Source organism: Pseudanabaena sp. lw0831, assembly GCF_016584665.1.
Taxonomy (GTDB): domain Bacteria; phylum Cyanobacteriota; class Cyanobacteriia; order Pseudanabaenales; family Pseudanabaenaceae; genus Pseudanabaena.
This window is the reverse complement of record NZ_BBJB01000032.1, coordinates 1-26,159: the sequence shown is the minus strand read 5'-3', so window position 1 is coordinate 26,159 and position 26,159 is coordinate 1. Positions and strand designations below refer to the sequence as shown.

Sequence of the window (26,159 nt, the reverse complement as noted above, 5' to 3'; positions counted from 1 at the left end):
TCCACGCATTCTATCTTTTGGTAAAAATTCTCATTATATAAACCCAATTTTGAAGGTTTCTGCACCTACGGCACAGAAACCTTCAAAATTGGGTTTGATGAAAGTCCGCCAACAGCGGGATTTCATTAAACCCAATTTTTAAAATGAGAATGGCTGATATTTTGGATCGAAAATTACTGCTTATGGTTCAGATAACACACTCTAAAAATATGCGACCCGCTACAATTTTAAGGTCAAGTATTAATGTATTCAAAAACAAGTCAGGTTCGGATGGCAAAAGCCAACCCAAAAGCCCAGTGGAGATCAGTTTTAAACCGCGCAAACCACGCAGAGAAGTATCTTCGGTGGTTCGTTGAATTTTGTCCAGTCCCGATCGCGATGTTTGATCGCAATCTACATTACATATTAGTTAGTCAGCCTTGGGTCAAAATGCTGGGTATTCCTCGCCTTAAGCTGATTGGCACAAGTCTCTATGAATCACTACCAAAAGCGATCGCCCATAGACATGGATTAGAGCGATGCTTAAGTGGTGGACAGATGCATTACACGGCGGAAATTGAGATTGCAATTCGCGGAGAATCGGCTAGTAATTTTCAATGGGATGTCCAGCCTTGGTATAACGATGATGGCTCGGCAGGTGGGATTATTGTCGCTAGCCATGCTTTAGCTGAGCCTCAAACTGCATTGCTAAAGTATCAATTAGCCGAAGAAATTGCTGAACGGCAGTATCTTGAAGATGCTTTTACTAAAATTGGCACAGCGCTAGAAAGTGCCAATGATGCGATTTGCATTACTGATAAGGTAGGGCAACCAATTTATATCAATCTTGCCTTTAGCGATCTATTTGCCTATAATTTGTCGGCTTTACAGAAATCGACAAATTTACGACCTTTATTTACTGATGAGCAAACTGCTCAAGTAATTCATACAGCTGTGATGCATGGCGGCACTTGGACAAGTGAAATAGAAATGTGCGATCGCGATCGTCAGCATATTCCTATTTCCTTAAAGGTAAATCCTGTCAAAAGCCCATCTGGTGAGGTGATTGGCATAATTTATATTTGTACAAATATCCGCGATCGCAAAGCTGCTGAAGCAGAAATCAACAAAAGCTTTGCGGCGCTCGGTGCGACTCTTGAGGCAACGGCTGATGGTATTTTGGTGCTAGATGCGAACGGCAATATTATTATTTGCAATCAAAAATTTGTCGATCTTTGGCAGATTCCCGATCGCATTTTTAGATCTAATGACGACTCATATATCCTTAAGTATGTGTCTAAGCGGATTAGCTCATCTCAATATTTGCATCAATTTGGCAAAGGACTAGAAAGTGACCAGAATAGCTTTGAGATTGTCGAGTTAGATGATGGTAGAACCCTAGAATGCTATTCGCAACCACAAAACGTTTTGGATAGTTGCGCAGGGCGAGTTTGGAGTTTGCGCGACATTACTGAACGTCTGGCTGCCGAGGCTCTAGTCCGTGCTTCCGAAGAAAAATATCGACTGCAAGCCGAAAAGCTAGAACATGCCTTGCAAGAGTTAAAAAGTACACAATCGCAATTGATTCAAGCCGAAAAAATGTCTGGTCTGGGTCAGCTAGTGGCAGGAATAGCCCATGAAATCAACAATCCTGTGAATTTCATTTATGGGAATCTCTCCTATGCAGATACCTATACATCTGAGTTATTAAGTCTTGTCGAAATTTATCGTGCTCATTATCCAGAGCCTGTCGAGGCGGTACAGGTAAAGCTAGAAGAGATTGATATTGATTTTATGGCTGATGACTTTGTGAAGTTGATCGGTTCAATTCGGATTGGTGCAGAACGAATTCAAAAGATTGTGCAATCACTAAATAAATTTTCTCGCAGTGATGAAGAAGGATGTAAATCTGTTGATATCCATGAGGGAATTGATAGCACTTTGATGATTTTGCAAAGTCGTCTGAAGGCGACTCCTCATCGTCCTGAGATTAAGATTGAAAAAAATTATGCGCAGTTTCCTGACGTTGAATGCTATGCGGGGCAGCTAAATCAAGTATTTATGAATCTACTGACTAATGCGATCGATGCTCTTGAAGAAGATGCTCAAGCAAAGGGAACTTGGCAGATTGTGAATGATAAACCGCAATGGAATAGGCAAGATGGAAAAGTTTCCAAAATTTTGATCCAGACCGAGATTCTTGCAGATCCTCAAAATAGCGATCGCTTGGTCATTAAAATTTCTGACAATGGCAACGGAATTCCTGACGAGTTACGCAATCGCCTGTTTGATCTGTTTTTCACCACCAAACCAGTGGGTAAAGGTACAGGCTTAGGGCTATCGATCGCCTACCAAATTATTACCGAAAATCATGGTGGTAAGTTATCTTTTACTTCGGAAGTTAATAAAGGTACAGAATTTACGATTGAGATTCCATTAAAACAATCTAATTAGGTAGGCATAAGAAAAGTTAAAAAGAAAAGGTTAAGATCGCCGACTTTTTGTAGATTTGCAAATTGTCTTTGCTTGTCTAGAAAAAGTCGGGATCATGTGGCGGATCATGTGGCGATTAAGTTCTCGCAGGGGTTTTTATGCTGCGATCGGCGCGGGGAAGGGTTATGAAAAAGCCTTTGAATGGGGGAAGGTGGCGATCGCGTTCGATCTTGCAGACGATGAAGCTGCTATAGTTTTAGTTTTAAGGCAGAGAGAAAAAACAACAATGACATCTCCGCAATCTCAAGACAACTCATCTATTGAGCAATCTGCCTTAAAAAACGTGACGGCTGGCGGCGATATTCATGTCACTATTCATCAAGCGGTTTATGCTCAATCCACTAATAGCGATCGGCAAGAAGTGATCGCCGCAACCCTGAATACGACACCCCAGGATGAAATCAAGGAACTACAAACTGCCTTAAGCAATGAAAAAGTCCGCTTAATCGGGATGACCGCAGCAGGAGGCTATGGTAAATCGGCTTTAGCGGTGAAGTTCAAAGAGCAGTTAGCCCCTGATTGGCGGGTATTGTGGGTGAGTTTTATCCAGCCTTATTCCTTGGCGCAATTTGGGCGGTGGTTATTGGAGCAGTTAGGACGAGATTATGATGAAAAATGGGATGAGGAGACGTTAATTGGGCAAATCATCGAAGGGTTAATCGCCGAGCCTTGTTTGTTGGTGTTGGACAATATGGAAACGGTAATACCAGCAGAAGGGAAGTCGGTTTATGGTCAGTTTTTGAGCCAATGGTTAGGGAATGGGGGGAATAGTAAGCTACTGCTCACCAGTCGGGAACAGCCAGTGTTTAGCGCCAATTTGCGATCGCGTTGTTATTGGTTAGCGCTAAAGGGGTTAGCAGAAGCCGATGCGATGCGTTTAGTGACGGAGGACTATGGATTAACGGGAACGCAGGAGGAATTAGCCCATTTTGTGAACCAGATGGATCGCCATCCCCTCTTGATGCAACTAGTGTCGAGTTGGATGCGGGAGGAGTTGGGGGAAGGGGTTGGTGTGACGGAGGCGGAAAATTTGGGCTTAGATTTGTTTACGGTGGAGGGTTATCACCGTGATACGGAAACCTGTGTTAGAGAAGTGGTAGCGGCGAGTTTGGCGCGATTATCGGCAAGGTTAGGGGATATTTTAAAGCGGTTATCGGTATTGCGAGGGATTTTTGAGCTAGGGTTAGCTCAGGGGTTAACAGCCGAGGTAACGGATGCAGAGTTACGGTATTTAGCCCGTTTGTCGTTGTTGCAGGAGTTTCCTCCCGAACCGCTCAAGGGAAAACGGCGACGGTTTCAGTTTTTGCCTTTAATTTCTATGGTGGTGCAACAGCAAGCGGATTCTGAGTTGTTGCGATCGGCGCATCAGGCTGCGTTGGATTACTTTTTGGCACATTTACCTGCGCCACCTTGGGAATCGTTGGCGGATTTGACGGCGTATTTAGAGGGGTTTTACCATGCAGGGGAATTGGGAGAATGGCTGTTAGCTTTTGATATTTTGAATGAAGAGCGAGGAGGAGAAGGGGAAAATAAATCGGTTGAGGAGTTTTTGAAATTACAAGGGTTTTATCGCCAACAAGCACAGTTATACGAGCAGGTGATCGCAGGGAGTCAGCGAGAACAAGTTTGTTATCGCAACTCGTTAAGCAGTTTAGGACTTTGTTATGATTCCTTGGGGCAGTATGAAAAAGCGATCGCCCATCACCAGCAATATCACGATATCAGTGAAGAAATCGGTGATCGGCAAGGGGTGGCAATTTCTCTAGGGAATTTAGGCAATTGTTATTATTCCTTGGGGCAGTATGAAAAAGCGATCGCCTATTACCAGCAATGTCACGACATCAGTGAAGAAATCGGCGATCGGCAAAGAGTGGCAAGTTCTCTAGGCAATTTAGGAATTTGTTGTAGATCCTTGGGGCAGTATGAAAAAGCGATCGCATATCACCAGCAATGTCAGGACATCAGTGAAGAAATCGGCTTTCGGCAAGGGATGGCAATTTCTCTAGGAAATTTAGGCATTTGTTATAAAAACTTGGGGCAGTATGAAAAAGCGATCACCCTCTACCAGCAATATCAGGACATCAGTGAAGAAATCGGCGATCGGCAAGGAGTGGCAATTTCTCTAGGGAATTTAGGCGATTGTTATAATTCCTTGGGGCAGTATGAAAAAGCGATCGTCTATCAACAGCAGTCTCTCGAAATCAGTAAAGAAATAGGCGATCAGCTAGGAGTGGCATATTCTTTACATAATATGACGCGATGTGCAACTATTTTTGAGCTAATGACCTGAGGTTGTTTGAGCTATCTGAAATCCAAAGTGCTTATTAGTGCACTACGAGAAATCAGGGCTTTCAGACTTTTAGTTGCACATCGCGTTAATATGGGTGAGGCATTGCTCAAACTTGAAAACTACAGCGAAGCAGAAACCAAAATTCAAGAATCCTTAGTTATTTCCCAAGAGATTAACTTTAAAGAGTTAATCGCCGACAGTTTCAAAGCCCTTGCCGCGATCGCCCATCAAACCAATCAACCCCAACTCGCCCTCACCCATTGCCAAGCCGCCCTCTCCGTCTCCCAAGAACTTGGCATTCCTTTAGTCAAAGACTGCGAAGAACTCCTAGCAAAAATTCAGGATGACTTAGAGTCGGTTTGAAAAGTTTTGCTCCCCCTCAATCCCCCTTAAAAAGCTTGGCTTAAATCCTACTAATAACTTCGTATGATAACCCAGTTGATTCGGCAATGATTTCTATGGCTACATTTTGCTCTTTCAATGCTTTGGCAACTTTCTCAATACCCTTCTCAATACCCTTTTCGATACCGATCTTTTCACCTTCTTCAAAGGCTGTATCAAATACATTTTTCACTTCTAAATACTGGACTAAACTCTTTTTATATTGTTCATACTGCTCTAAATCTAAGTGCGATATTTCGGCGATTTCAAATCCTTTTTGAAAGATTGGTTCATTGAGTATTGTGGGTATGTGATTAAAACTTTCTAGGTTCTTTAAAAAATACAGCCATTTATCGAAGTGAGTTACCAGTTCATTCTCTTGTTTATTGAATAGCGGCATTTGTAAAAATTTAAAATTTAATTTATCGAAGAATATATCTCCATCTTGGTCTTTGAGGCATACATCGCGCCTAAACTTGGGCGTGGTATGTTCATCGTACTCAAAATCTAATATGGCAATAAAATAGATTGGTAATAAATAGAAATTCCAATCACCTTTTTCCGATTGTTCTCGAATTGGGAAAGTGGAATAGAATAAGGCTCGATCTTTGAAATGCTTGATTTTCGCTTTTTGCATTTCCACAATAAACTTATCACCAGTTTTACTTTCGCAGTAAATATCAAAAATAGCTTTACGTTCCGATATGGTGTCGGAGAGGTTTTCAGAATTTTTAAATGTTAATTGTTGAATTTGATGATGTATCGGTAAAAGTTGATTGAGAAAATCGATGAGCAAATCTTTACTGCCTTCTTCGCCGAACAGTTTCTTAAAGCCAAAATCAGTATAAGGATTAAAGTATTTCGCCACCATGATTTTTCCCAAAATATTCGTGCAATTTAGCTGTGAAAACCTTGTGAGCCATCTCCTGTATAGCACAAAAAATGTGGTTAAAGTAAACTTTCCAAACCTACTTCAACTATGATTATTTTTGGTATTTATAGCTCAAAATTATGTCAGAAAAATCTTTGTACGATCGCGATTTTACCGCATGGGCAAAACTTACGACACAGCAACTCAAAGACAAAAACTTTGAGCATCTCGACCTTGAGAACTTAATTGATGAAGTAGAAAGCTTAATTTATGAGCAGAAAAAATGGATTAGAGAATCCCTGATCAAAATTTTGACCTACGCTATGAAACGCCTGTATTTAGACATTCCCGAACGCTTTCATGACTGGGAGCTATATATTTTGCGGGGACAGCAGCAATTAGAATCAGACGTGAGCGACAATGCCAGCATTCTCGAATATTGGGATGAGCTTTTTGATAACGCTTGGAAAATCGTCCTAATCAGACTTGAGTATGACTTCAAAACCGATGAAGAATTTGACAGACATCCATATCCCAAAACATGGCAGTTATCAAAGGATTTTGAGTTTTTAGTTACCGATGATTTCTTTAAGAAATAACTTTGGCTCAATATATTTTTGTCAGGCTCTCCACCAAATTTAGCCCTTGATTGCCTTGATCTGCCCTGTATAATTAACAATTGAATTGCATAGATCCATCAGACAAGCGAGGAACCTATAAGATTATGTCATCTGATATTCAAGGGAGCAAAAATGTTGCGATCGCCTTTGGTCTGATTGCCGCAGGGCTATTGACAATAGGAGTTCATCAAGGCAATCGATGGATCATTGGAGGTAGCATTGGTTTGGGGGCATTTACAGGGTTAGCTTTGATCGGAATCCTTGATGATGAAAAACAGCAAATACAGAAACTGCATTACGCTCTAGATCTAGCGCGTTTAGAAGAAAAGCCTTTTAGTGCCAAATTCTTTGCAGGAATGTCCAATATTGACATCGAAACGGCTGAAAAGTTTCTCAATAAAGAAGTTGCCGCTAACGGTATTAACAGTAAAGATGTGGACATGGAAGATGGCACAGTGGTGTATATCTTTCCCATCTCTCAAAATCGCAGAGCTGAATTGGAGATATTGAAAGCCAAGAGAGAAGAGGAGGCTAAAATTCTACAAAAAGCTGAAGCTAGACAAAAGCGAAAGGAAGAATTAAAAACACTTAATCTATCAGAACTAGATCACGAACATCTAGAAAAACTCAGTGAAGAGGAACGTCAGCTTGTACTAGAGGCAAAAGCTGAACAAGATACTGAAAAGACTGTTTCTAATACTGTAGCTATTGGTACGGCGGCAGTGGGTTTAGCTGTATTGTCCATGTTCCTCGGAGGAGATTGAGAATATTTTGGCGGCTTATTAGCAATGATCCAATCTCGAATCATTACAGAGTCTTTTAAATTTTGTGATGGCAAAAGCGTGATCGCGCCTTTACCGCAATGCTAGACATCCATATCCCAAAACATGGCAGTTATCAAGGGATTTTGAGTTTTTAGTTACCGATGATTTCTATAGGAAGTAGGTAGGTATCTGAGGATAAAAGGCAATGATGTAAGCTAAAGCTAGATTTTAAGAAATATAAATTATGCGATCGCAATGGGAATGTTTGCTGCAAAACCTTGGCTGTTGGCAAGGTTCATTTACGCGATTATCCAAAAGTGGTGAAATTTTAGAAGATATTTCTAGTGAAACTAGTCTGGAACTTAAGAAAGATAATCAGACTGTGCGTCAAGTTGTTCGCCGTTTTTATGGCGATCAGCCACAGGACTTAGTTTTGGAATATCGTACTCTCAATCGAAGCACCACTTTTTTTGAGAATGGCGCTTTTTCGCAAGGAGCATTGCAATTTGCGCCCTATACAGAATTTGGTGCAGAGTTGGGCTTGATTTATGGCGATCGCCGACTGCGTGTGGTTCTAATCTATGACAAAGCTAGTCAACTTGATCGTGTTACTTTCATTCGCGAACATTTACCCCATAGCACCACGCCAGAACGTCCAGCTTTGACTCTAAATGATTTGCTAGGCAAATGGGAAGGTGAAGCAATTACGATCGCATCAGATTGGCTAGAGCCAGAGTTCATGTCAACAGTTACCGAATGGAAACAAGAAGGCGATCGCGCAATTATGTCTTTGCACATGCAAACACCGATGGGCACGAAGACGATCACCTCGATCGCTAGGATTGATCCTCATAACTCACAAATACTGAACTTTGAGCAGGATACTTTGTCGATCCAAACCTTATTTTTACCTGATGGTGCGTCGATAACTTGTCCTGTTGCGATCGCAACACGCCAGCCATTTCGCTTAGCTATTTCATGGCTACTCGAACCAAATCTCCATCAGCGCATGATTCGTTCCTATGACCATCAAGGCGGATGGGCCAGCCTTACTCTGGTGACAGAGTGCAAAGTGGGGTAGTCTGAATAAGATTTACTTTGCAAATCATCACTCTCTCAGGCGAAATTATATGGCAAATACAAGTCGCAAGCTTCTAATTAAGCGCATTGTTATCATGCTGCTTTGTCTAGTGCTTTTTGTTGGCGCATTTTCGGGGGCACTCTATTTTTATCAGAACGATGGCACGCAGCGATCGGCTAATCATACCTTTGGAGACGACAAAGAACCAAATCGGATTAACGTTGCTGTAACTATGCTAGGAGTTGATCCGATTAAATCCGAGATAAATCTTAGGTTTGCACCGAGTCCTGAAGGAACATATGCTAAAGATGCACGCCTCACTAAAGACCTAAAATTCTTTACAGGTATCGAAAGTGGTAAAGCTGAAGTTACACTTGAAAAAAATCGCATTCCTGATACTGTGACAGGCTCCTTATCTATAGCTAGTGGTAGGGTTAGCGACTATCCTTTTGATGTTCACAAATCAGACTTCTACCTCTTTTTCACTAATCCTAAAGATGAGAAAGAAGATATTCCCATGTCAGTTGATTTTTATGGAGCGATTTCAGGCTATAACATTGATGTTGATTACATTCCCAAAGCCGAATTTGAGTCTACTGATAGCTATATAGGCTTGCGCGTAACTGTATCGCGATCGGTCATTACTAAATCTTTTGCGATCTTCTTGATGATTGCGATGTGGTTGATTGGCTTGGTGATCTTTACGATGACGATGATTGTGGTTTGGCAACCACGTCCGATTGAATTTGGGATGTTTACGCTGATTGCGGGTATGTTGTTTGCGCTGCCTGCGGTACGGAACCTTCAGCCAAGCGTTCCTCCCCTTGGCGGTTTGTCAGACTTTCTCTCATTTTTCTGGGCAGAGTCGCTAGTTGCAGTCTCAATGCCAATTCTGTTCTTCACATGGCTAACGCGCTATAAAAAGCCTAGCTAAATAAATATTGAAGGCTTGCAAAGCAAGCCTTCAATTAATCAAATCCAACTATTAAATAACTATGTCATTACCGCCAATCATTGAGCAAATGCTCTTGCCTGAGTTCTACGAACAACCTGTTACTGAGCCAATCCAACTTCTGCAAACCCATATTTCCTTTGTGCTGCTAACAGGCGACTATGCATATAAAGTCAAGAAACCAATGAACTTTGGCTTCTTAGATTTTTCCACATTAGAAAAGCGCAAATATTTCTGTGAAGAAGAACTTCGACTTAACCGCCGTTTAGCACCTGACCTATATCTTTCGGTTTTGCCCATTATCGAAACAGATGGGAAATATCACTTTGATCGGACTGGCACAGGTACACCTGTGGAATATGCGATCGCCATGCCAGAATTCTCACAAGAGGACTTGCTGATTGAGATGTTTGCCTCAGGCAGATTGACAGTTGACCATGTGAAACAGATTGGCGAACAGTTGGCGGTATTCCATCAGAATGCACTGACCAATGATCATATCAATAGTTTCGGCACAATGGAATCCGTTCGGGCTGTGGCGAATGATAACTATGCTTCCACGGAAAAATATGTTGGTATTGCTCAAACTGAGGAACAGCTTGCTCAAACTCGCGCCTATACAGATAAATTCTTTGAGGAGAATGCTGAGTTATTTAGCGATCGCATTGCTAAGGGCAAAGTCCGCGAATGTCATGGAGACATGCATTTAAAAAATATTTGTCTTTATCAAGGTCAAATCCAGATTTTTGATTGTATCGAATTTAATGAGCCATTCCGCAATAGCGATGTGCTTTACGATGCAGCGTTTCTATTGATGGATTTGCAATTTCGCGGCAGAAGGGATCTTGCGAATATTTTCCTGAATACCTATCTAGAATGTACTGGCGATTATGAAGGAGCCGTACTGTTACCTCTCCATTGCAGTATGCGTGCTTATATTCGCGCTAAGGTTACTTCCTTCTTGCTCGACGATCCCAATATTCCTGCGGATGTAAAGGCGAATGCTCAAACAGAAGCATCGGCATATTACAAACTTGCATGGGAATATACCCAACCCAAGCAAGGCAAGTTGATCATCATGTCGGGTGTATCTGGTTCTGGCAAAAGCACAACTGCCAAAGAGATCGCCTCTGGGCAAGATGCTATCTATCTGCGATCGGATGCGATTCGCAAGCAGATTGCAGGAATCGACCTGATGGAGCGTGGTAGTGATGATATTTATACGTCAGAGATGACGGCGAAAACTTATACCAGATTGGCAGAGTTAGGTGCTTTGTTAGCAAGCAAAGGCTTCACGGTGATTCTCGATGCGAAGTACGATCGCATTAGTCTACGCAGTCAAGCGATCGCTGCTGCTCAAGCCCAAAACATCCCTGTTGAGATCGTTTACTGCACTGCCCCCGTGGAAGTTTTAGAGCAACGTTTACGCGATCGCTCTGCGGCAAATAATGATATCGCTGATGCCACGGTTGAGCTATTAGCCAGTCAGCAAGCTACCTTTGAAGACTTCACGGCTGAGGAGTTGGGCTTGGTGAAGAAAGCATAGCGATCATCGAATTGCAACATTTACTTTACTTAATTTGAACTTGATAAATATGAAAGACAGTTGTTTTTACATCTCAAAAACAATTGTCTTTTACTATTTTTACTTAATTGTCAGCATCTTCGTCTTTAGCAGCCCAAGGCACTTTATCGTAATTTCTCTCCGATTTATACAGACGATTTACATAGATACCTTCATATGCAAATAGCCGCAGTAGACAAAGCTCTAAATACCATATACATAGACGACGTACCTCTCCTCGCGTTTCATGTGAGTATTTTAAAATAGTTGTAGATCCTTCCTGTTTTCTTGGGTGTGTAATTCTATTGCGAATTGCTGTAATACATTCTGCACTGTCTGAGGGACTATTATCTTTATTCCGTATCTTTTTTAACTCATCAAGAAATAAAGGCGATGTTTCTGATATGGGAGGCATTGCTATTGGAATCTGAAGTTCATTAAGAAATAGTTCACGCATTTTTGCTTCAGCACTCAAATCTTTAAACTTTTTGTTGCTGAATTTTTTTCGATCTTGAACAAGAACAATCCATGCTAGTAGCTCAAAAGCAAACTGAGTCATAGGAATCGATTGTTCAATATCTGTTGAATAATTACTCTCAACGTACCAATAGATTAGAAGCTTAAATGACTCTTGCCAATCCTCGTCACTCCACCATTTTATAAAGCCAGCAAACACAACAGATATATTGGTAGGTTCTAATTTTGGGAACCAAGATGTTACATACCGATAATTATCTGTACGATAATGCAACCATTTTTCCCACACTCTCTTACCAGTTGAGTTAAATCCTACAGGTAATGCAGGTGACACCCATCGACCAGCAACAAACGAGAGAAAGTAATTTAACCCAACTAAAACCTCCTCAGCTTCTTGAGAAGTAAAGTTAGAACTATCAACACGCTCTAGTCTACTCATATGGGTTATTGCATACCCACCATCTTCCAACGAATCAAAAATCTTTTTACTTATGGATTCAATTGTCACTCGCCAATCATTTGATTCAAGCGTCAATTTAGCCCATAACTTAGAAGAATCTCCAACATGTTCGCCTTTGTACTCCACAAAATTTGTTAAATGGAAAACAATGTAAGATAATTCACTACCATTTCCTAGTTCACTATCTGATAGATAGCCATTTATTAGACTAATTCCTGTAGGTGAGAAATTAAAAGATATTTTAGAAATATGAGCTTGAGCAACAATTTTCTTGTCATCAATTTCAGAAACTACAAATCTAACCTGTTTATCTTTTTTGTAATCTATGAATTCAAAATTATGCTGTATTGAGAATTTAGTCTTTATTTCAGGAAACCAAGTGAACTCAATTTTCCCAACGCCTGAGATAACTTGGCTGTCATCTACTAACTCCATTTCTCCTTCATACAAAGATATTATTTGATTTTTCTCACACTGGTAGATGGGTTGAATAGTTTCTAGGATTTCACTCATATCTAGTTTCTAAATGTTAAGTAATTGTTTTTTGAAAAATTTACAGCTAAATTGCAATCAGTATTTGATAAAAAAGTATAATGACATTCAATTAAAAAATCGGTATTTGTTTAGACGTTAACCACAAAATTTCTACACAAAATCTTTATACTTGCAATATATCGCATTCTCACACAACAAAAATATGGAAGAACTTTTGACGTTAAGGGAATTGCTAATTAAAGGCGATATGTCTGGAGCTTTGGCAATTGTTGACGAATTAGAAGAAATGAGCAAAGACGATAAAATCAACAATATTCGTAGCTATGCCGTAGTTTTGCTTATGCACCTGATCAAACAGCAAGCCGAAAACCGCACTACCAGATCTTGGGATCTGTCAATTCGCAACTCTATTCGCAGCATCCAAACTAAAAACAAACGCCGCAAAGCTGGTGGGACATATCTGAATACCGATGAGTTACGCCTAGCTATTTTAGAAGCTTATCCCGAAGCTCTCGATCGCGCTGCCACAGAAGTTGAAGAAGGGCGATATACACCAAAAGAGTTAGCAAAGTTAGTTAACCGTGACGAAATAAGCGATCGCGCCATCATCTTAATCTCAACTAATCTAGAAGATTAGGTAAAGTGTAAATTTATCTAATCTTCTGGATTCACAGAAATGTAACGATGGTGAAATGCTCTGCCGATCGCAGGCATGAGCAAAATCACAAGCGCGATCGCACTACCAATAGCGATATATGGATTAAGAACAATCAGACGTGAGGCTGGTGTAGTTGCATCTACGCTAAAAACATCATCAAAAACCGTAGGAATTTCTAAAAGCTTACTTGCCGATGGTGGTGAAATCAAATTTATAGAAGCCGCGATCGCAGGAAACATCACCGAACTAAAGAGACATATACTCAGAAATCTTGCCCAAGACTTCAAATACCACAGTCCAATCGCTAATAAAATTGGCACGATGCTAAAACCTAGGAAAGCTATATTTGAAACTACTTGTAAATTAATAGAATTGCTGTCAACCAAAGGAGCATTGTTTTCCAGAAATTGATAGATATAAAAATTGAGAATGCGATCGCAAATCAATACAAGACTCATCCCCAGCATCGTAGTTGCAAGAATGGTAATAGCGATCGGGCGTTTGATAGTTCTAGATTTCATCATGTTTGTAGTATGAATTTCAAATTGATGGCAGGATTTTAGGGGTAGGATGGGCGGCGCGAAGCGCCGCCCTAATAGCATCGCTTTGCGAAGCTCATCCGATTATGGCTGACTGAGATAGCGTGGCAAATGACGAAACAACTTGCTCGATTGCATCATGCGTAACATGTAATAACTAGCAGTTGGTAAAAAGATAATCATCGACCAACCAAACTGATCGGGAACTTCAACTTGAAAAAATGCGGGGAAAAGCAACATGAATATGGCTGAAATCCCAACTGATAAAATACCGACAATAGCAGCCGTAGAATTTTTAAAAAGAGTACGCACTTTCCATATTGATATATCAGTAATACTCCAAAACACAAATAGACAGAAAAGCATACCGATAAAAGTGCTAACACATTGTGCTTGACCTTTAGCAATATCTTGAAAAGCATCTGAACTAATCATGGTTGAACTATAGGGAACCTTGAGCAGCGCCCAACCACTGATGTAATAGGAAAAGATATAACCGATGGTCATCGATATTGCTCCAAAAATCCCTGCGATGCAGCTATAGCCCAAGACATCACGCAAGAAGTTCTCTAGTCTTACTGGTTTCAGCCAGCCAAAGGCAATCCAAATCGTCGGGAACCCCACTACTGCCATCGTTAAAACTGTCATGTGGCGTGGTTCGACTGGAAAGGGAAGCTGCACAAATCCTGCAAAGGAAATCGTCAGAATCACCATGATATTTTTGGTGAGATAGAGCAAAGCTGTAGAGAGAATCTTCTGTTTGATGTCATCCCCTGCGGCAAAAGCTTGTGGTAGCGCCGAAAGATTATTATCAAGTAAAACTATATCCGCAACATCTTTACTGATTTGAGCGCCGTCATTCATGGCGATCGCAAGTTGTGCTTCCTTAAATGCAGGTACATCATTAACCCCATCGCCAACCATGCCCACATAACCACCGCGCTTCACCATCGCCGAAATTAGGCGACGCTTCATGTCGGGAGTAATTCTGCCAAATACTGCGCCAGAGGCTGCTGAACGGCTAAAGGTGGGCGAATCCATAGCTTCTAAATCTTTTTGCGTGAATACAGCATCATCGGGAACGGCAATTCCTGCTTGACGCGCGATCGAAGCTACAGTTTCGACACTATCGCCCGATATCACTTTGAGGCGAATATTTTTGTTTTGTAATTCGGCGATCGTCTCGATCACATCGGGACGCAGACTATCTTCGAGCAGGACTAAGCCGCGATCTCGTCGATTATTAGGCAAAGCAGGGTTTTTATCAGATGCGTCAAAAGTATCTTCACTGGTGACTACGGCGATCGCTCGCAAACCCTGTCTTCCATATTGCTTAGCTTTTTCCTGCGTCTCAGGATTGGCGAATAAAATCTCTGGCGCTCCGACCATAATCGTTGTGCCTATATCGATGGCGATCGCACCCCATTTACGGCTAGAACTAAAGGGAACTTCGCTGACAAATTGTGCAGGCGATCGCGGCTTATCTGTAAAAGTTGCCATTGCCTTGGCACTGCTATTCTGAGTTCCCATCAGATTTGTATAAAGAGCAATCAGCTCGCGTAGTGAATCTTCATCGGTATCACCCAAAGGCACGATCTCTTTCACTACAAGTTTGTTTTGAGTCAGCGTTCCCGTTTTGTCAGTGCAGAGAATCCGCACACTATTCATCGAATCAACGGCATTGATTTTTTGAATCAAGGTTCGTCGCTTACTGATTTCTACCGCACCGATCGCAAAGGCAACACTAATCGAGAGGATCAACCCTGCTGGCACAAAGCTATTGATGATTACCGAAGCATAGCGAATCGTGTCCACCATTGTTCGCCCCGAATTGAGACTGGATGCGACATGCAAGAACGCTGCTACAATCAGCACTAGCACAAAAATTTCGACGAGAACATCAATCTTTTTTTGTAAGGGTGTAAAGACTCGCTTATATACTCGCGAAGACTGTGATAGCTTGACTGCATAGCTTTCATTGCCGATTTTGTCGGCACGAAATACGCAACTTCCTGCTAAACAGAAAGAACCAGACAGTACAATATCGTCAATTTGTTTTGCTACAGGATCGGACTCTCCTGTGAGCAATGATTCATCCATTTCCACATTTTGGGAAAGTAGTACAGCTCCATCCACAGGAGCGCGATCGCCTGGATTCAGCTCGATCAGGTCATCACGCACCAACTCACCAACAGGAATCTCCCGAGCTTCGCCATCACGTCGTACTTTTACCTTTTGCACCGACAGCAAGGCGAGCTTATCCAGCGTCATCTTTGCCTGAATTTCTTGCGCCACCCCGACCAGAATATTCATAAACACCGAAAATCCTGAGAAGATGGCATCGGTAATTTGCCCAAGCGCCATCATCAAGATTAAAATCACACCAAAGGTAACGTTAAATAATGTAAAAACGTTTTCTTTGAAAATGTCATTGTAGGTGCGACTCGATCGCATGACCACGACATTGATATCACCACGCTGCTTTCGATCGGCGACTTCAGCTTCACTAAGTCCTATATCGACGTTTGGCAATGCGGTCGCGGGCGAGTCGGGAGTATTTTCTGATGTAGATTGTGGCATAGACGCACAGATATCATTTTTAGTAAGCAGTATAAACCCAAAAATGAAGAAGGGATGCCAAGTATCCTTTCTTCATTTTTGGGTTTTGATTACCTACGACACTGAAAACTCTAAAATCGATATGAGCACTTAAATTTAAACCTTAATTATGATTACGTTGCAAGTAAATGGTGACGATCGCAATTGTGAGCCAAATCTCACGATGATCGAATTGCTGAAATATTTAGGAATGAATCCTCGCTTAGTTGCAGTGGAGTATAACGGCGAGATTTTACATCGTCAACTCTGGGAAAACACAATTATCCAAAATAGCGATCGCTTAGAAGTAGTGACTATTGTAGGCGGCGGTTAAATTCCAAGAGAAGTGGATACAGAGCTTTGCGTTCAGACCCGAACCAAAAAATTTCTCAAAAGTTTCTTGATTCATCTGATCGAAGATTTCTTTAAGAGTTATGGAGTAGGGACAATTTATGATAGCAATTCTCATTATAGAAATCGGTTTTTTGAAAGCCCGCCGTAGGCGGGCTTTCAAAAAACCGATTTTGGTATTTCCAGCGCCAAAGGCGCTGGAAATACCAAAATCGGTTTCATAATGAGAATTGCTGAATTTATGAATTACCACTACTTTCGAGATCGAAGTATCGTAGACAACCAATGTATTTATGTAACTTAAGCCAAAATACTTACACTGCAAAGATATTTACAAATTGAGATTGTCCAATCACCAGCTCAACTATACATGGCTCAAAATACAGCTAGTGAAGAAAACCAAAAATTCAGGAAAGTCTCGATACGATTACTAATGACTTTTCCTTTTATTCTCCAAGTAGTTGCTGCTGTATGGATCATTGGCTATTTCTCTTTTCAGAACGAACAAAGAAATGCTAATGACTTTAGTAGCAAGTTGAGAGAAAATGCGATCAGATCTTTGCAGCAAGAGATTAATGATTATTTGCGATCGCCAATGCAGGCTATCAAGCTAAATATCCAAGCACGCAAAACCGATCCAATTGATACGCAAACATCCTCAGAGATTGTTCAACAGTTTACAAGGTTGACAAATGTATTTTCATCTATTAGCGATATCAACATCGGCGATAAATGGGGAAATTACATTGGGATCGTTCGTCAACCCAATAATAAATTCATATTAAAAATTACTGGTGAATTCCCGAAGCGGAACTGGTATCAATTCGATTTCAATGGAGGCTTGGGGGCTATATTTAAAAGCGATCTAGATTACGATCCTCGAACTAGTCATTGGTATGAAAAAGCGATCGCAAAAAAAGATTTAGTATGGACGGATATTTATTCATTGGAAGATAGTTTCGAGCTTGGTATCTCAGCTACTCAAGCTCTTTTTGATAAACAAGGCAATCCAAAACATGCAATCGCGGCAAGTCTAAATCTTAGTAAAATCAACGACTTGCTTGAGAAAACACGAGTCAGTTCTTCCAGTCAAATTTTTATTGTCGAGCGCTCGGGGCTTTTAGTAGCTACATCCACTAAAACACCATTAACCATTAAAAAAGATAGTAATATCCAGAGGCTTAAAGCTAGCGATAGTGATAACGCTGTTATTCGAGAAGTAATAATTTCTACAAATAAGCGCTTTGGGAAAATAGATAATATTCAAAATGTCGATCGGCTAGAGATTGATATCCCTAAAAAAAATAGCAGTCAACTAGAAACCGAAAAGCAAATTATTGAAATATATCCCTATCAAGATCCTGCGGGATTAGATTGGTATATTTATGTAGCACTTCCTAAAGCTGATATTCTCTCTAAGCCTAATAATGAATCAACCTCGCTGTTATGGCTATGTGTTGGCATAGGTGGGGTATTTATCGTTTTGGGAATACAAACAGCAAGCTTGATTGTTAAACCTATTTTTCAATTGCGGGATGCCAGTTTAGCGATCGCTTCCGAAAATTTAAGCCAGCCGATCCCTAATTCTCGAATTGTAGAACTAAGTATACTTGCCAAAGCCTTAGAGACTATGAGATTGCAGGTAAGTCAATCTCGCGAACAATTACAGGAATATTCACGATCGCTAGAACGCAAAGTCGAAGAACGTACTAGTGAACTAGAAAAAGAAATTGGCGATCGCATTGCGATCCAAGAAGAATTACAAGAAAAAGCCGTCGTTGTTAGCCACCACTATCAGGTGCTAAATGCGCTGGCAAAAGATGAATCCATGCATCAAGGGAATATATCCATTTGCATTCAAAAGTTAACTGAAGCAGTAGCAAGAACCATTAAGGTTGAGCGTAGTAGCGTATGGCTAGTTAAAGAAGACAGAACTCATTGGACTTGTCTAGACTTGTTTTTGTTAAGTACTGAAGAACATATTATCGAACCAAACTTTTTGTCCAACGCTCTCCCCAGCTATCTTGGTAAATTAAAAACCGAATTAGCAATTTCCGTAAATGATGCACTAAACGATCCGCGAACATCAGATTTAACAGATGACTACCTCATTCAGCTTGGAATTACATCCACCTTAGAAATCCCATTACGTCAGAATAACGACGTAGTTGGGATTTTAAGTTTAGAACATACTGGCGAACCAAGAAATTGGTCTTTGTTAGATCAAAGCTTTGCCCGTTCGATTGGCGATTTAGTAGCTCTAGCGATCGAATCCTATAATCGGAATCTTGCAGAAAAGCAATTAAAAGAAAGCGAAGAACGTTGGCAACTTGCGTTAGAAGGTAATAATGATGGTATATGGGATTGGAATTGTCAGACCAATGAAGCATTCTATTCGCCACGTTATCAGACCATGCTCGGATATAGCGAAAACGAACTAGTAGGTCTTGCTGATACATGGCGCGGTCTAATTCATCCCGAAGATGTAGATTTAGCAATCAAATCTACAAATAATTACTTAGAGAAAAAGATACCCAATTACATTGTGGAATATCGATTGCGTTGCAAAGATGGTAGTTATAAGTGGATTTTGGCTAGAGCTAAGGCTCTCTTTGACGAAAGTGGTGTGCCAATTCGGATGATAGGTTCTCATACTGATATTACCGAGCGTCACAAATATGAAGAAGATCTGCAAAAACGGGCCTCTACGCTCAGCCTCCACAATCAGGTTTTAGCAAAACTGGCAGGAGATGAAAAGCTGAGATTGGGTGACTTAAAGTCAAACATTAGACTAATAACCGAAACTGTAGCCCAAACCCTTAATGTCGAACGAGTTAGTCTTTGGATGGCAAAGCAGGATCGTATTTATTGGGAATGTCTCGATCAATTTGTGTTGAGTTCTAATCAACATCTTATCGAACCTGATTTAGCGATCGCCAATTATCCCCACTATTTAGCAGCCTTACAAGCTGAATTGGTGCTACCAGTAACCGATGTATTGACAGATGCCCGTACTTTCGAGCTTGCTGTAGATTATCTCTCAATCTTAGGAATCGCATCAATGCTGGAAATCCCAATTCGTCGAGATGACATTACTGTGGGAGTTTTATGCATCGAGCACGTGGAATTTTTACGTGAATGGACTCTAGAAGAACAAAGCTTTGCTCGCTCAATTGGCGATCTGGTGATCCTAGCGATCGAGTCTTCTAATCGCAATCTTGCTGAGCAGCAGCTTAAAGAAAGCGAAAAACGTTGGCAATTAGTACTTAAGGGAAATAATGATGGCATCTGGGATTGGGACTGCATCACCAATAATGTGTTTTTCTCGACTAGATATAAAACTATGTTGGGATATGAGGAAGAAGAAATTGCTCCTAATGTTGACTCTTGGATTAATCTCGTACATCCTGAAGATCTCAACCAAGTAATGTCTATAGTCGAAAGCTATTGGGCGGGAGAAATTCCTCACTATATCGCTGAGCATCGAGTTCTTTGCAAAGATGGCTCTTATAAGTGGATTTTAGCAAGAGGAATTGCTCTTTTTAATAATGGAACCCCGATCCGCATGATTGGGTCGCACACTGATATTACCGAACGCAAACAAGCGGAGTTAGAACTTGCCAAAGCAAAGGGAGAAGCGGATTCTGCCAATAGAGCTAAGAGTGAGTTTTTGGCAAATATGAGCCATGAGCTAAGAACTCCGCTCAATGGAATTCTTGGCTACGTACAAATTCTTCAACGCGATCGCAATTTAACTGCAAAGCAAATTGAAGGCATCAATGTCATCAAGCAATGCAGCCAACATTTACTAAATTTAATTGCCGACATTCTCGATCTGTCAAAAATTGAAGCGCAAAAGATGGAACTAATCGAAAGCGATTTCCATTTCCCTAATTTCTTACAAGGTGTCGTAGAGATTTGTTCGGTTAGGTCGGAGCAAAAAGGGATTACTTTTACGTATTTGCCATCTAGCAATCTGCCAATAGGCGTTAAAGCTGATGAAAAGCGCTTGCGCCAAGTTCTACTTAACCTACTTGGTAACGCGATCAAATTTACGGAAGATGGAGGCGTAACCTTCAGGGTTGAAGCACTTGATTCAGATATTTCCTACTCCAATTTAGGCGATCGCGAGGTTTATACTTTGCACAAAGTGAGATTTCAAGTCGAAGATACGGGCATTGGTATCAGTCTAGATTTGTTACAGAATATATTTTCACCATTCGAGCAAGCTGGTAATTTGCAATCAAAATCTGAGGGTACAGGCTTGGGATTAGCAATCAGTCAAAAAATTGTCGAAATTATGGGAAGCTCGATAAATGTTAAAAGTGAATTAGGTAAAGGTAGTACATTTTGGCTGGAATTGAATTTAAAGGCAACGAATGTAGATCTTGATTGTCTACAGACTAACAATCAGATTAAACAACGAAAGATATTAGGATATGGAGGGGATGAGCAAACAATTCTTTTGGTTGATGACAAGTGGGAAAATCGCATGATTTTAGTAAAACTACTGGAAGAAATTGGATTTAAAATCTTTGAAGCAAATAATGGGCGGGAGGCTCTAGACTTAACAGCTACTGTAAAGCCAAATCTAATCATTACCGATTTAGTTATGCCAGTAATGGATGGCTTTGAAATGATCAGACAATTTCGGAGATCTACTGATTTAAGTGATGTTGTCATTATCGTTACTTCGGCAAGTGCTTTTAGTAAAGATGAAAATCAAAGTATAGAAATAGGAGGCAATGATTTTTTACCTAAGCCGATTCACTTTGATAGTTTATTGACTAAAATCGAGAAATATCTAAATATAAATTGGATATATGAAGAAATAAAACCATCTCAAAATTCTGGCTTCCCAGAAATAAACTTAATTAAAGAAATGGTCGTAAATCAAAAATACTCTTTAGTAGCTCCACCGATCGAAGAAATTGACATCCTCTTTGATTTAGTAATGCAGGGGAATATCAATAGCATTATCGAACATTCAATTAAGCTTGAAAAGCAAGATGTTAATCTTGCACCCTTTGCACAGGAATTACAAAAAATGGCAAATGATTTTCAGATCAAAAAAATAAAAGAATTTATTAAGTGCTACCGAAATTAAGCAAGATAAATAACTCAATTGACAACCATTATCTAAACTAAAGCCATGAATACAGAATTTTTATCCAAAAGCAAAATATTAGGCAAAATCTTAATAGTTGATGATAACCCCAATAATCTCAAGGTTTTATCTGGAACTTTAGCCAATTGTGATTGGGAGGTTTTGGTTGCCGTTGATGGCGAAAGTGCGATCGAGCAGGCAATTTATGTCAAACCCGATCTAATTTTTTTAGATGTAATGATGCCGATCATGGATGGATTTTCTGCTTGTAAAATATTAAAAAGCACGCCAGAAACTAGTGAAATCCCGATTATTTTTATGACTTCCCTCTCAGACACTTTAGACAAGGTTAAAGGATTTGATTTGGGTGCTGTTGATTACATCACTAAACCTTTTGATCGGGATGAAGTAATAGCTAGAGTAAAGACCCATCTACAAGTTAGTTCTTTAACAAGGCAAGTACAGGAAAAAAATCTGCAACTGCAAAACTTTACTCAAGAATTAGAAAATCGTGTCAATGAACGTACAAGTGAGCTTTCGGATGCTCTTTGCGATCTCCAAAAGGTGCAAGCACAATTATTACTTAGAGAGCAAAGACTTGCTTATGAGGCATTTCACGATACCCTAACTGGATTACCAAATCGAGCTTGGTTGATGCAGCGTTTGCAGTATTTGACTACGCAAAAGCAACTTTATGCTGTTTTATTTACCGATCTCGATCGCTTTAAAGTAATTAACGATAGCCTCGGTCACTTAGTCGGCGATGAGCTACTCAAACAGGCAACCCGCAGACTTAGAGCCTCACTGCCTGCCCGTGCCACTGTCGCCAGATTTGGCGGTGACGAATTTGTGATCCTCTTTGAAGACATTGCGAACCTTGAAGAGGCAACAGATTTAGCCGATCGCATCCAAGCTGAATTAGAAACGCCTTTTAAACTCTACGACTACGAACTATTTGTTAGTATCAGCATTGGGATTACTATTGGTACCGAAGATTACCAACAGCCAGAAGATATCCTGAGGGATGCTGATATTGCCATGTATCAGGCAAAGCATAAAGGTCGTGGTCGTTATGATGTCTTTAATCCTTCCACTCGGGATATCGCGATCGCCAGATTAGATTTAGAAAATGATTTGAGACGAGCGATCGAGCGGGAAGAATTTTGTATGTACTATCAGCCAATTTTCTGCTTAACTTCCAATCGCATCCGTGGATTTGAATCTTTAGTGCGATGGAACCACCCCTCTGGAAAATTGATATCGCCATCTAAGTTTATTGGGATCGCTGAAGAAATTGGATTGATCAATGCATTAGGATGGTGGGTTTTGAGAGAGTCTTTGAGACAAATGCAAACTTGGTATCGACAATTTCTCGATCAAACTAGCGATCGCACTGATAATTTTCTGTGGGTTAATGTCAATATTTCACCGATTCAACTTAAACAAATTAACTTCGCTCAAAATGTCAAAATAATGTTGGATGAGTTGAATCTACCAAGTAATTGTCTTAAATTAGAAATTACTGAAAGTTGCCTACTAGATTCCTCAAATATTGAATCAATTACTCTAGAACAATTAAAAAACCTCGATATTAAACTCTGTATTGATGACTTTGGCACAGGATACTCTTCTTTAAGCCGCTTACATGAATTACCAATCCACACCTTAAAAATTGATCGAGCTTTTGTCAAAGAGTTAGCGCTAAACTCAAATAACAATATTGTCACAACAATCATTAACTTAGCACATGGTCTAAATATGGATGTTGTCGCCGAAGGAATTGAGACGGAAGAACAAAAACAAATTTTGCGATCGCTTTCCTGCGATTACGCACAGGGTTATTTATTTTCGCCGCCTCTCGATACCGAGTCCGCAAATCTTTTGCTCGAAAATACTCTGTTGGCTAGCAAAAGATAAAAGTCAGCACAAAGCAATGCCCCTCGTCTCGCTAAGGTTATAGAAAGTTAAGGACGCTATAATCGTTTTTAGTACATTTTTATAAGCATCCCCAGCATCTGGCATCATCTATGATCGCAACATCACAAATCCCCGCTACTGTGCTTACAGGCTTCCTTGGCGCAGGTAAAACCACATTACTTAATCACATCCTCACAGCTGAACATGGCAAGAAAGTTGCCGTGATCGTCAATGAATTTGGCGAAGTAGGTATCGATCAACAATTAGTTATCGGTGCGGACGAAGAAATTTTTGAAATGAACAATGGCTGTATTTGTTGCACTGTGCGTGGCGACCTGATTCGGATCATTGGCAATCTTATGCGCCGCCGTAATAAATTCGATCATCTTTTGATTGAGACCACAGGCTTAGCCGATCCCGGTCCTGTAATTCAAACTTTCTTTATGGATGAGGACATTCATAGACAAGTTGCCCTTGATGCTGTGGTGACAGTTGTTGATGCTAAGCATGTCCAACAACATTGGGGCGATCGCGAAGTTCTCGAACAAATTGGTTTTGCTGATGTGATTTTGCTGAATAAGACTGATTTGGTTACTGAATCGGAATTAGTAGAACTCGAAGCAAAAATCAAGCATTTGAACGTTTTAGCAAGAGTCGATCGCGTTCAGTTAAATCAAACCAATACTGAAAGTATCGATGACAGCATCAATAAAGTCCTCAATGTTGGTGGCTTTGACCTCAATCGTATCCTTGAAAAGAATCCTGAGTTTCTTGCAGCTCAAGTCAAGGAAGAACATGATCACGATCACGAGCATAACCATGATCCTCATGACCACGACGATCATCACGAGCATGACCATGACAAACACGAACATCATCACCATATCCATGATGAAGAGGTTGGCTCAGTCAGTATTCTAGAAGCAGGTGTGGTCAATCCTTACAAGTTCCAAGCATGGATTAGTGAGCTATTGAAAACGCAAGGTCAAGATATTTTCCGTTCTAAGGGAATTATTAATCTCTCTGGTTCTGAGGAGCGCTTGGTATTTCAAGGAGTGCATATGCAGTTTGACGCAACTCGCGATCGCCCTTGGAAAGACAATGAACTCCGCAAAAATCAATTGGTCTTCATTGGCAGACATTTAGAGAGTGAGAAGCTCCGCGAGGGTTTTATGGGTTGCTTGGTTTAAATTATTTAGCGATCGCTTATTGATTTTGGTTAGATCTTGATTAATATGCGATCGCTTTTCATTCACCTGCAAAATACTGAAATGCAAAAATCTAATAAGAGTATTCTATTTCCTTGAATAGACAAGATTTTCAAAACCTAGCTTTCATCCGTCTTAAAGAAGCCGAAGTGTTGCTCCAAAATGGTCAATATTCTGGAGCCTATTATCTCAGTGGCTATGTAGTGGAGTGCGCTTTGAAAGCTTGCATTGCTAGGCATACCAAAGAGTTTGATTTTCCTGACAAGCAAATGGCTATAGATAGCCACACTCACGATTTAGTCAAACTTGTTAAAAATGCTAAACTTGATAAAGAGTTAGCCTCTCGTCGTAGCGATCCAAGTTTTGGCTCTAATTGGTTATTAGTTATAGAACATTGGAAGCCTGAAAGTCGATATAAGACATATACTGAACAAGAAGCTCACGATATGTACTCAGCAATTGCCGATCCTGATTATGGAGTTTTTCAATGGCTACAGCAACATTACTAAACTATGAAATTGAAGAAGGACAAAGATTAATTGATGCCCTCAATTCAGCAGGGCTATCAACTGATTCAGCGCTTTGGATTTATTCTTCTGATTCAGAATCATGGCATTTGATGTTGACTTCAGAGATATGCGATCGCGAAGGTACTCTCAAAGCTTATAAGGAGATTTTGACGGTATTCCGTGATGTTCAACCCGAATTAAAAATTGATTGGACTTCACTTATTGCAGTAAGTCCTAAGAATGAATTAATTGAAGATTTGCGACAGTCACAATTACAATGGCATCGTAATTTATCTGGTAGAAGGTTTACGGATAATATGGTTAATGGGGTGAGGGTTGATGATGGATATATTTACCAAATCAAGTGAGATCGCTTATTGATTTTGGTTAGATATTAGTGGGAGCATCTAAATTAGTTGAGATGCTCCCACTATAAGTAGATATGCAGAATTATTTACACATATTCATAGTAATGGGAAGATTCTAAGGATTACTTAATTGTGATCTAATTACTGTGAGATTAATTGCTCCACTTTCCCCTGAAACGACAAAGCTACTGTGGAGAATCTATCGTCAAAGTCACCGCTTTGCAATCCGTCAACGAGCACACTGTATTCTTTTGAGCGCTCAAGGGATAAGGATAGCGCAACTGATGCAAATTTTTGGGGTGAGTCGCAAAACGATTCATAACTGGTTTGTGGCTTGGGAAAGGCTCAAGTTGGTGGGATTATGTGACCGAGCAGGGCGAGGTCGTAAATCCACGTTTACCCTTGAGCAGCAAGAACAAATAAAACAATGGGTGAATCAATCACCGAAACAACTCAAGCGAGTGCTGCAAAATATTG

Annotated in this window: 20 protein-coding genes; 16 read left to right on the top strand and 4 right to left on the bottom strand. The window is 40.5% G+C overall.

From position 1 onward, the window contains the following. The first annotated feature begins 243 nt into the window (after nucleotides 1-243). From APA_RS06325 to APA_RS06315, 3 genes are all read left to right on the top strand, one after another. The gene (locus APA_RS06325; protein WP_201321460.1) at nucleotides 244-2,433 is read left to right on the top strand and encodes a PAS domain-containing protein; all 2,190 of its coding nucleotides are present in this window, start codon (nucleotides 244-246) and stop codon (nucleotides 2,431-2,433) included. Between the two features lie 490 nt (nucleotides 2,434-2,923). Continuing rightward, nucleotides 2,924-4,762 carry a tetratricopeptide repeat protein gene (locus APA_RS06320; protein ID WP_374101347.1) on the top strand — a complete coding sequence of 613 codons (1,839 nt, stop codon included), beginning with the start codon at nucleotides 2,924-2,926 and terminating at the stop codon, nucleotides 4,760-4,762. A 27-nt stretch (nucleotides 4,763-4,789) separates the two neighbouring features. Next, nucleotides 4,790-5,125: a tetratricopeptide repeat protein gene (locus APA_RS06315; RefSeq protein WP_201321459.1), complete on the top strand. Its 336-nt coding sequence runs from the start codon at nucleotides 4,790-4,792 to the stop codon at nucleotides 5,123-5,125. A 40-nt stretch (nucleotides 5,126-5,165) separates the two neighbouring features. On the opposite strand, the gene APA_RS06310 is transcribed toward APA_RS06315, so the two are convergent. Continuing rightward, nucleotides 5,166-6,014, bottom strand: a complete 849-nt coding sequence (locus APA_RS06310; RefSeq protein ID WP_201321467.1) for an Rpn family recombination-promoting nuclease/putative transposase — start codon at nucleotides 6,012-6,014, stop codon at nucleotides 5,166-5,168. A gap of 140 nt (nucleotides 6,015-6,154) precedes the next feature. Between APA_RS06310 and APA_RS06305 the strand changes: the two genes are divergently transcribed. From APA_RS06305 to APA_RS06285, 5 genes are all read left to right on the top strand, one after another. Continuing rightward, nucleotides 6,155-6,613, top strand: coding sequence for a DUF29 family protein (locus tag APA_RS06305; protein WP_201321458.1), 459 nt, complete (start codon nucleotides 6,155-6,157; stop codon nucleotides 6,611-6,613). A 125-nt stretch (nucleotides 6,614-6,738) separates the two neighbouring features. Beyond that, on the top strand, nucleotides 6,739-7,398 hold the full coding sequence (locus APA_RS06300; RefSeq protein WP_201321457.1) for a hypothetical protein: 660 nt from the start codon (nucleotides 6,739-6,741) through the stop codon (nucleotides 7,396-7,398). 244 nt (nucleotides 7,399-7,642) lie between these two features. Further along, a complete protein-coding gene (locus APA_RS06295) occupies nucleotides 7,643-8,479 on the top strand; it encodes a DUF3598 family protein (RefSeq protein WP_201321456.1) in 837 nt (278 codons plus the stop codon). A gap of 49 nt (nucleotides 8,480-8,528) precedes the next feature. Further along, a complete protein-coding gene (locus APA_RS06290) occupies nucleotides 8,529-9,413 on the top strand; it encodes a DUF4436 family protein (RefSeq protein ID WP_201321455.1) in 885 nt (294 codons plus the stop codon). A gap of 61 nt (nucleotides 9,414-9,474) precedes the next feature. After that, a complete protein-coding gene (locus APA_RS06285; RefSeq protein ID WP_201321454.1) occupies nucleotides 9,475-10,977 on the top strand; it encodes a bifunctional aminoglycoside phosphotransferase/ATP-binding protein in 1,503 nt (500 codons plus the stop codon). A 103-nt stretch (nucleotides 10,978-11,080) separates the two neighbouring features. Here the strand turns inward: APA_RS06285 and APA_RS06280 are convergent, their stop codons facing one another. Further along, nucleotides 11,081-12,445: a hypothetical protein gene (locus tag APA_RS06280; protein WP_201321453.1), complete on the bottom strand. Its 1,365-nt coding sequence runs from the start codon at nucleotides 12,443-12,445 to the stop codon at nucleotides 11,081-11,083. A gap of 184 nt (nucleotides 12,446-12,629) precedes the next feature. On the opposite strand from APA_RS06280, the gene APA_RS06275 reads away from it, so the two are divergent. Continuing rightward, nucleotides 12,630-13,064, top strand: coding sequence for a DUF29 family protein (locus tag APA_RS06275; RefSeq protein ID WP_201321452.1), 435 nt, complete (start codon nucleotides 12,630-12,632; stop codon nucleotides 13,062-13,064). A gap of 17 nt (nucleotides 13,065-13,081) precedes the next feature. Here APA_RS06275 and APA_RS06270 read toward each other — a convergent pair whose 3' ends face one another. Both APA_RS06270 and APA_RS06265 read right to left on the bottom strand, forming a co-directional pair. Further along, nucleotides 13,082-13,606, bottom strand: a complete 525-nt coding sequence (locus tag APA_RS06270) for a hypothetical protein (protein ID WP_201321451.1) — start codon at nucleotides 13,604-13,606, stop codon at nucleotides 13,082-13,084. Between the two features lie 102 nt (nucleotides 13,607-13,708). Next, a complete protein-coding gene (locus APA_RS06265; protein WP_201321450.1) occupies nucleotides 13,709-16,204 on the bottom strand; it encodes an HAD-IC family P-type ATPase in 2,496 nt (831 codons plus the stop codon). 148 nt (nucleotides 16,205-16,352) lie between these two features. Between APA_RS06265 and thiS the strand changes: the two genes are divergently transcribed. The 7 genes from thiS to APA_RS25700 all read left to right on the top strand — a co-directional run. Next, the gene (gene thiS / locus APA_RS06260) at nucleotides 16,353-16,556 is read left to right on the top strand and encodes a sulfur carrier protein ThiS (RefSeq protein ID WP_201321449.1); all 204 of its coding nucleotides are present in this window, start codon (nucleotides 16,353-16,355) and stop codon (nucleotides 16,554-16,556) included. Nucleotides 16,557-16,943: 387 nt separating this feature from the next. Continuing rightward, nucleotides 16,944-21,680 carry a PAS domain-containing protein gene (locus APA_RS06255; RefSeq protein WP_236579422.1) on the top strand — a complete coding sequence of 1,579 codons (4,737 nt, stop codon included), beginning with the start codon at nucleotides 16,944-16,946 and terminating at the stop codon, nucleotides 21,678-21,680. Nucleotides 21,681-21,725: 45 nt separating this feature from the next. After that, nucleotides 21,726-23,597 (top strand): EAL domain-containing response regulator, encoded by a 1,872-nt coding sequence (locus APA_RS06250; RefSeq protein ID WP_201321447.1) that lies wholly within the window; start codon nucleotides 21,726-21,728, stop codon nucleotides 23,595-23,597. Nucleotides 23,598-23,707: 110 nt separating this feature from the next. Further along, nucleotides 23,708-24,787, top strand: coding sequence for a GTP-binding protein (locus APA_RS06245; protein WP_201321446.1), 1,080 nt, complete (start codon nucleotides 23,708-23,710; stop codon nucleotides 24,785-24,787). A 113-nt stretch (nucleotides 24,788-24,900) separates the two neighbouring features. Further along, on the top strand, nucleotides 24,901-25,314 hold the full coding sequence (locus APA_RS06240) for a HEPN domain-containing protein (protein ID WP_201321445.1): 414 nt from the start codon (nucleotides 24,901-24,903) through the stop codon (nucleotides 25,312-25,314). Continuing rightward, a complete protein-coding gene (locus tag APA_RS06235; RefSeq protein ID WP_201321444.1) occupies nucleotides 25,293-25,682 on the top strand; it encodes a hypothetical protein in 390 nt (129 codons plus the stop codon). The genes APA_RS06240 and APA_RS06235 overlap by 22 nt, the downstream gene beginning before the upstream one ends. A gap of 146 nt (nucleotides 25,683-25,828) precedes the next feature. Beyond that, nucleotides 25,829-26,159: helix-turn-helix domain-containing protein (locus tag APA_RS25700; RefSeq protein ID WP_201321415.1), on the top strand; the 331-nt coding region annotated here is incomplete at its 3' end.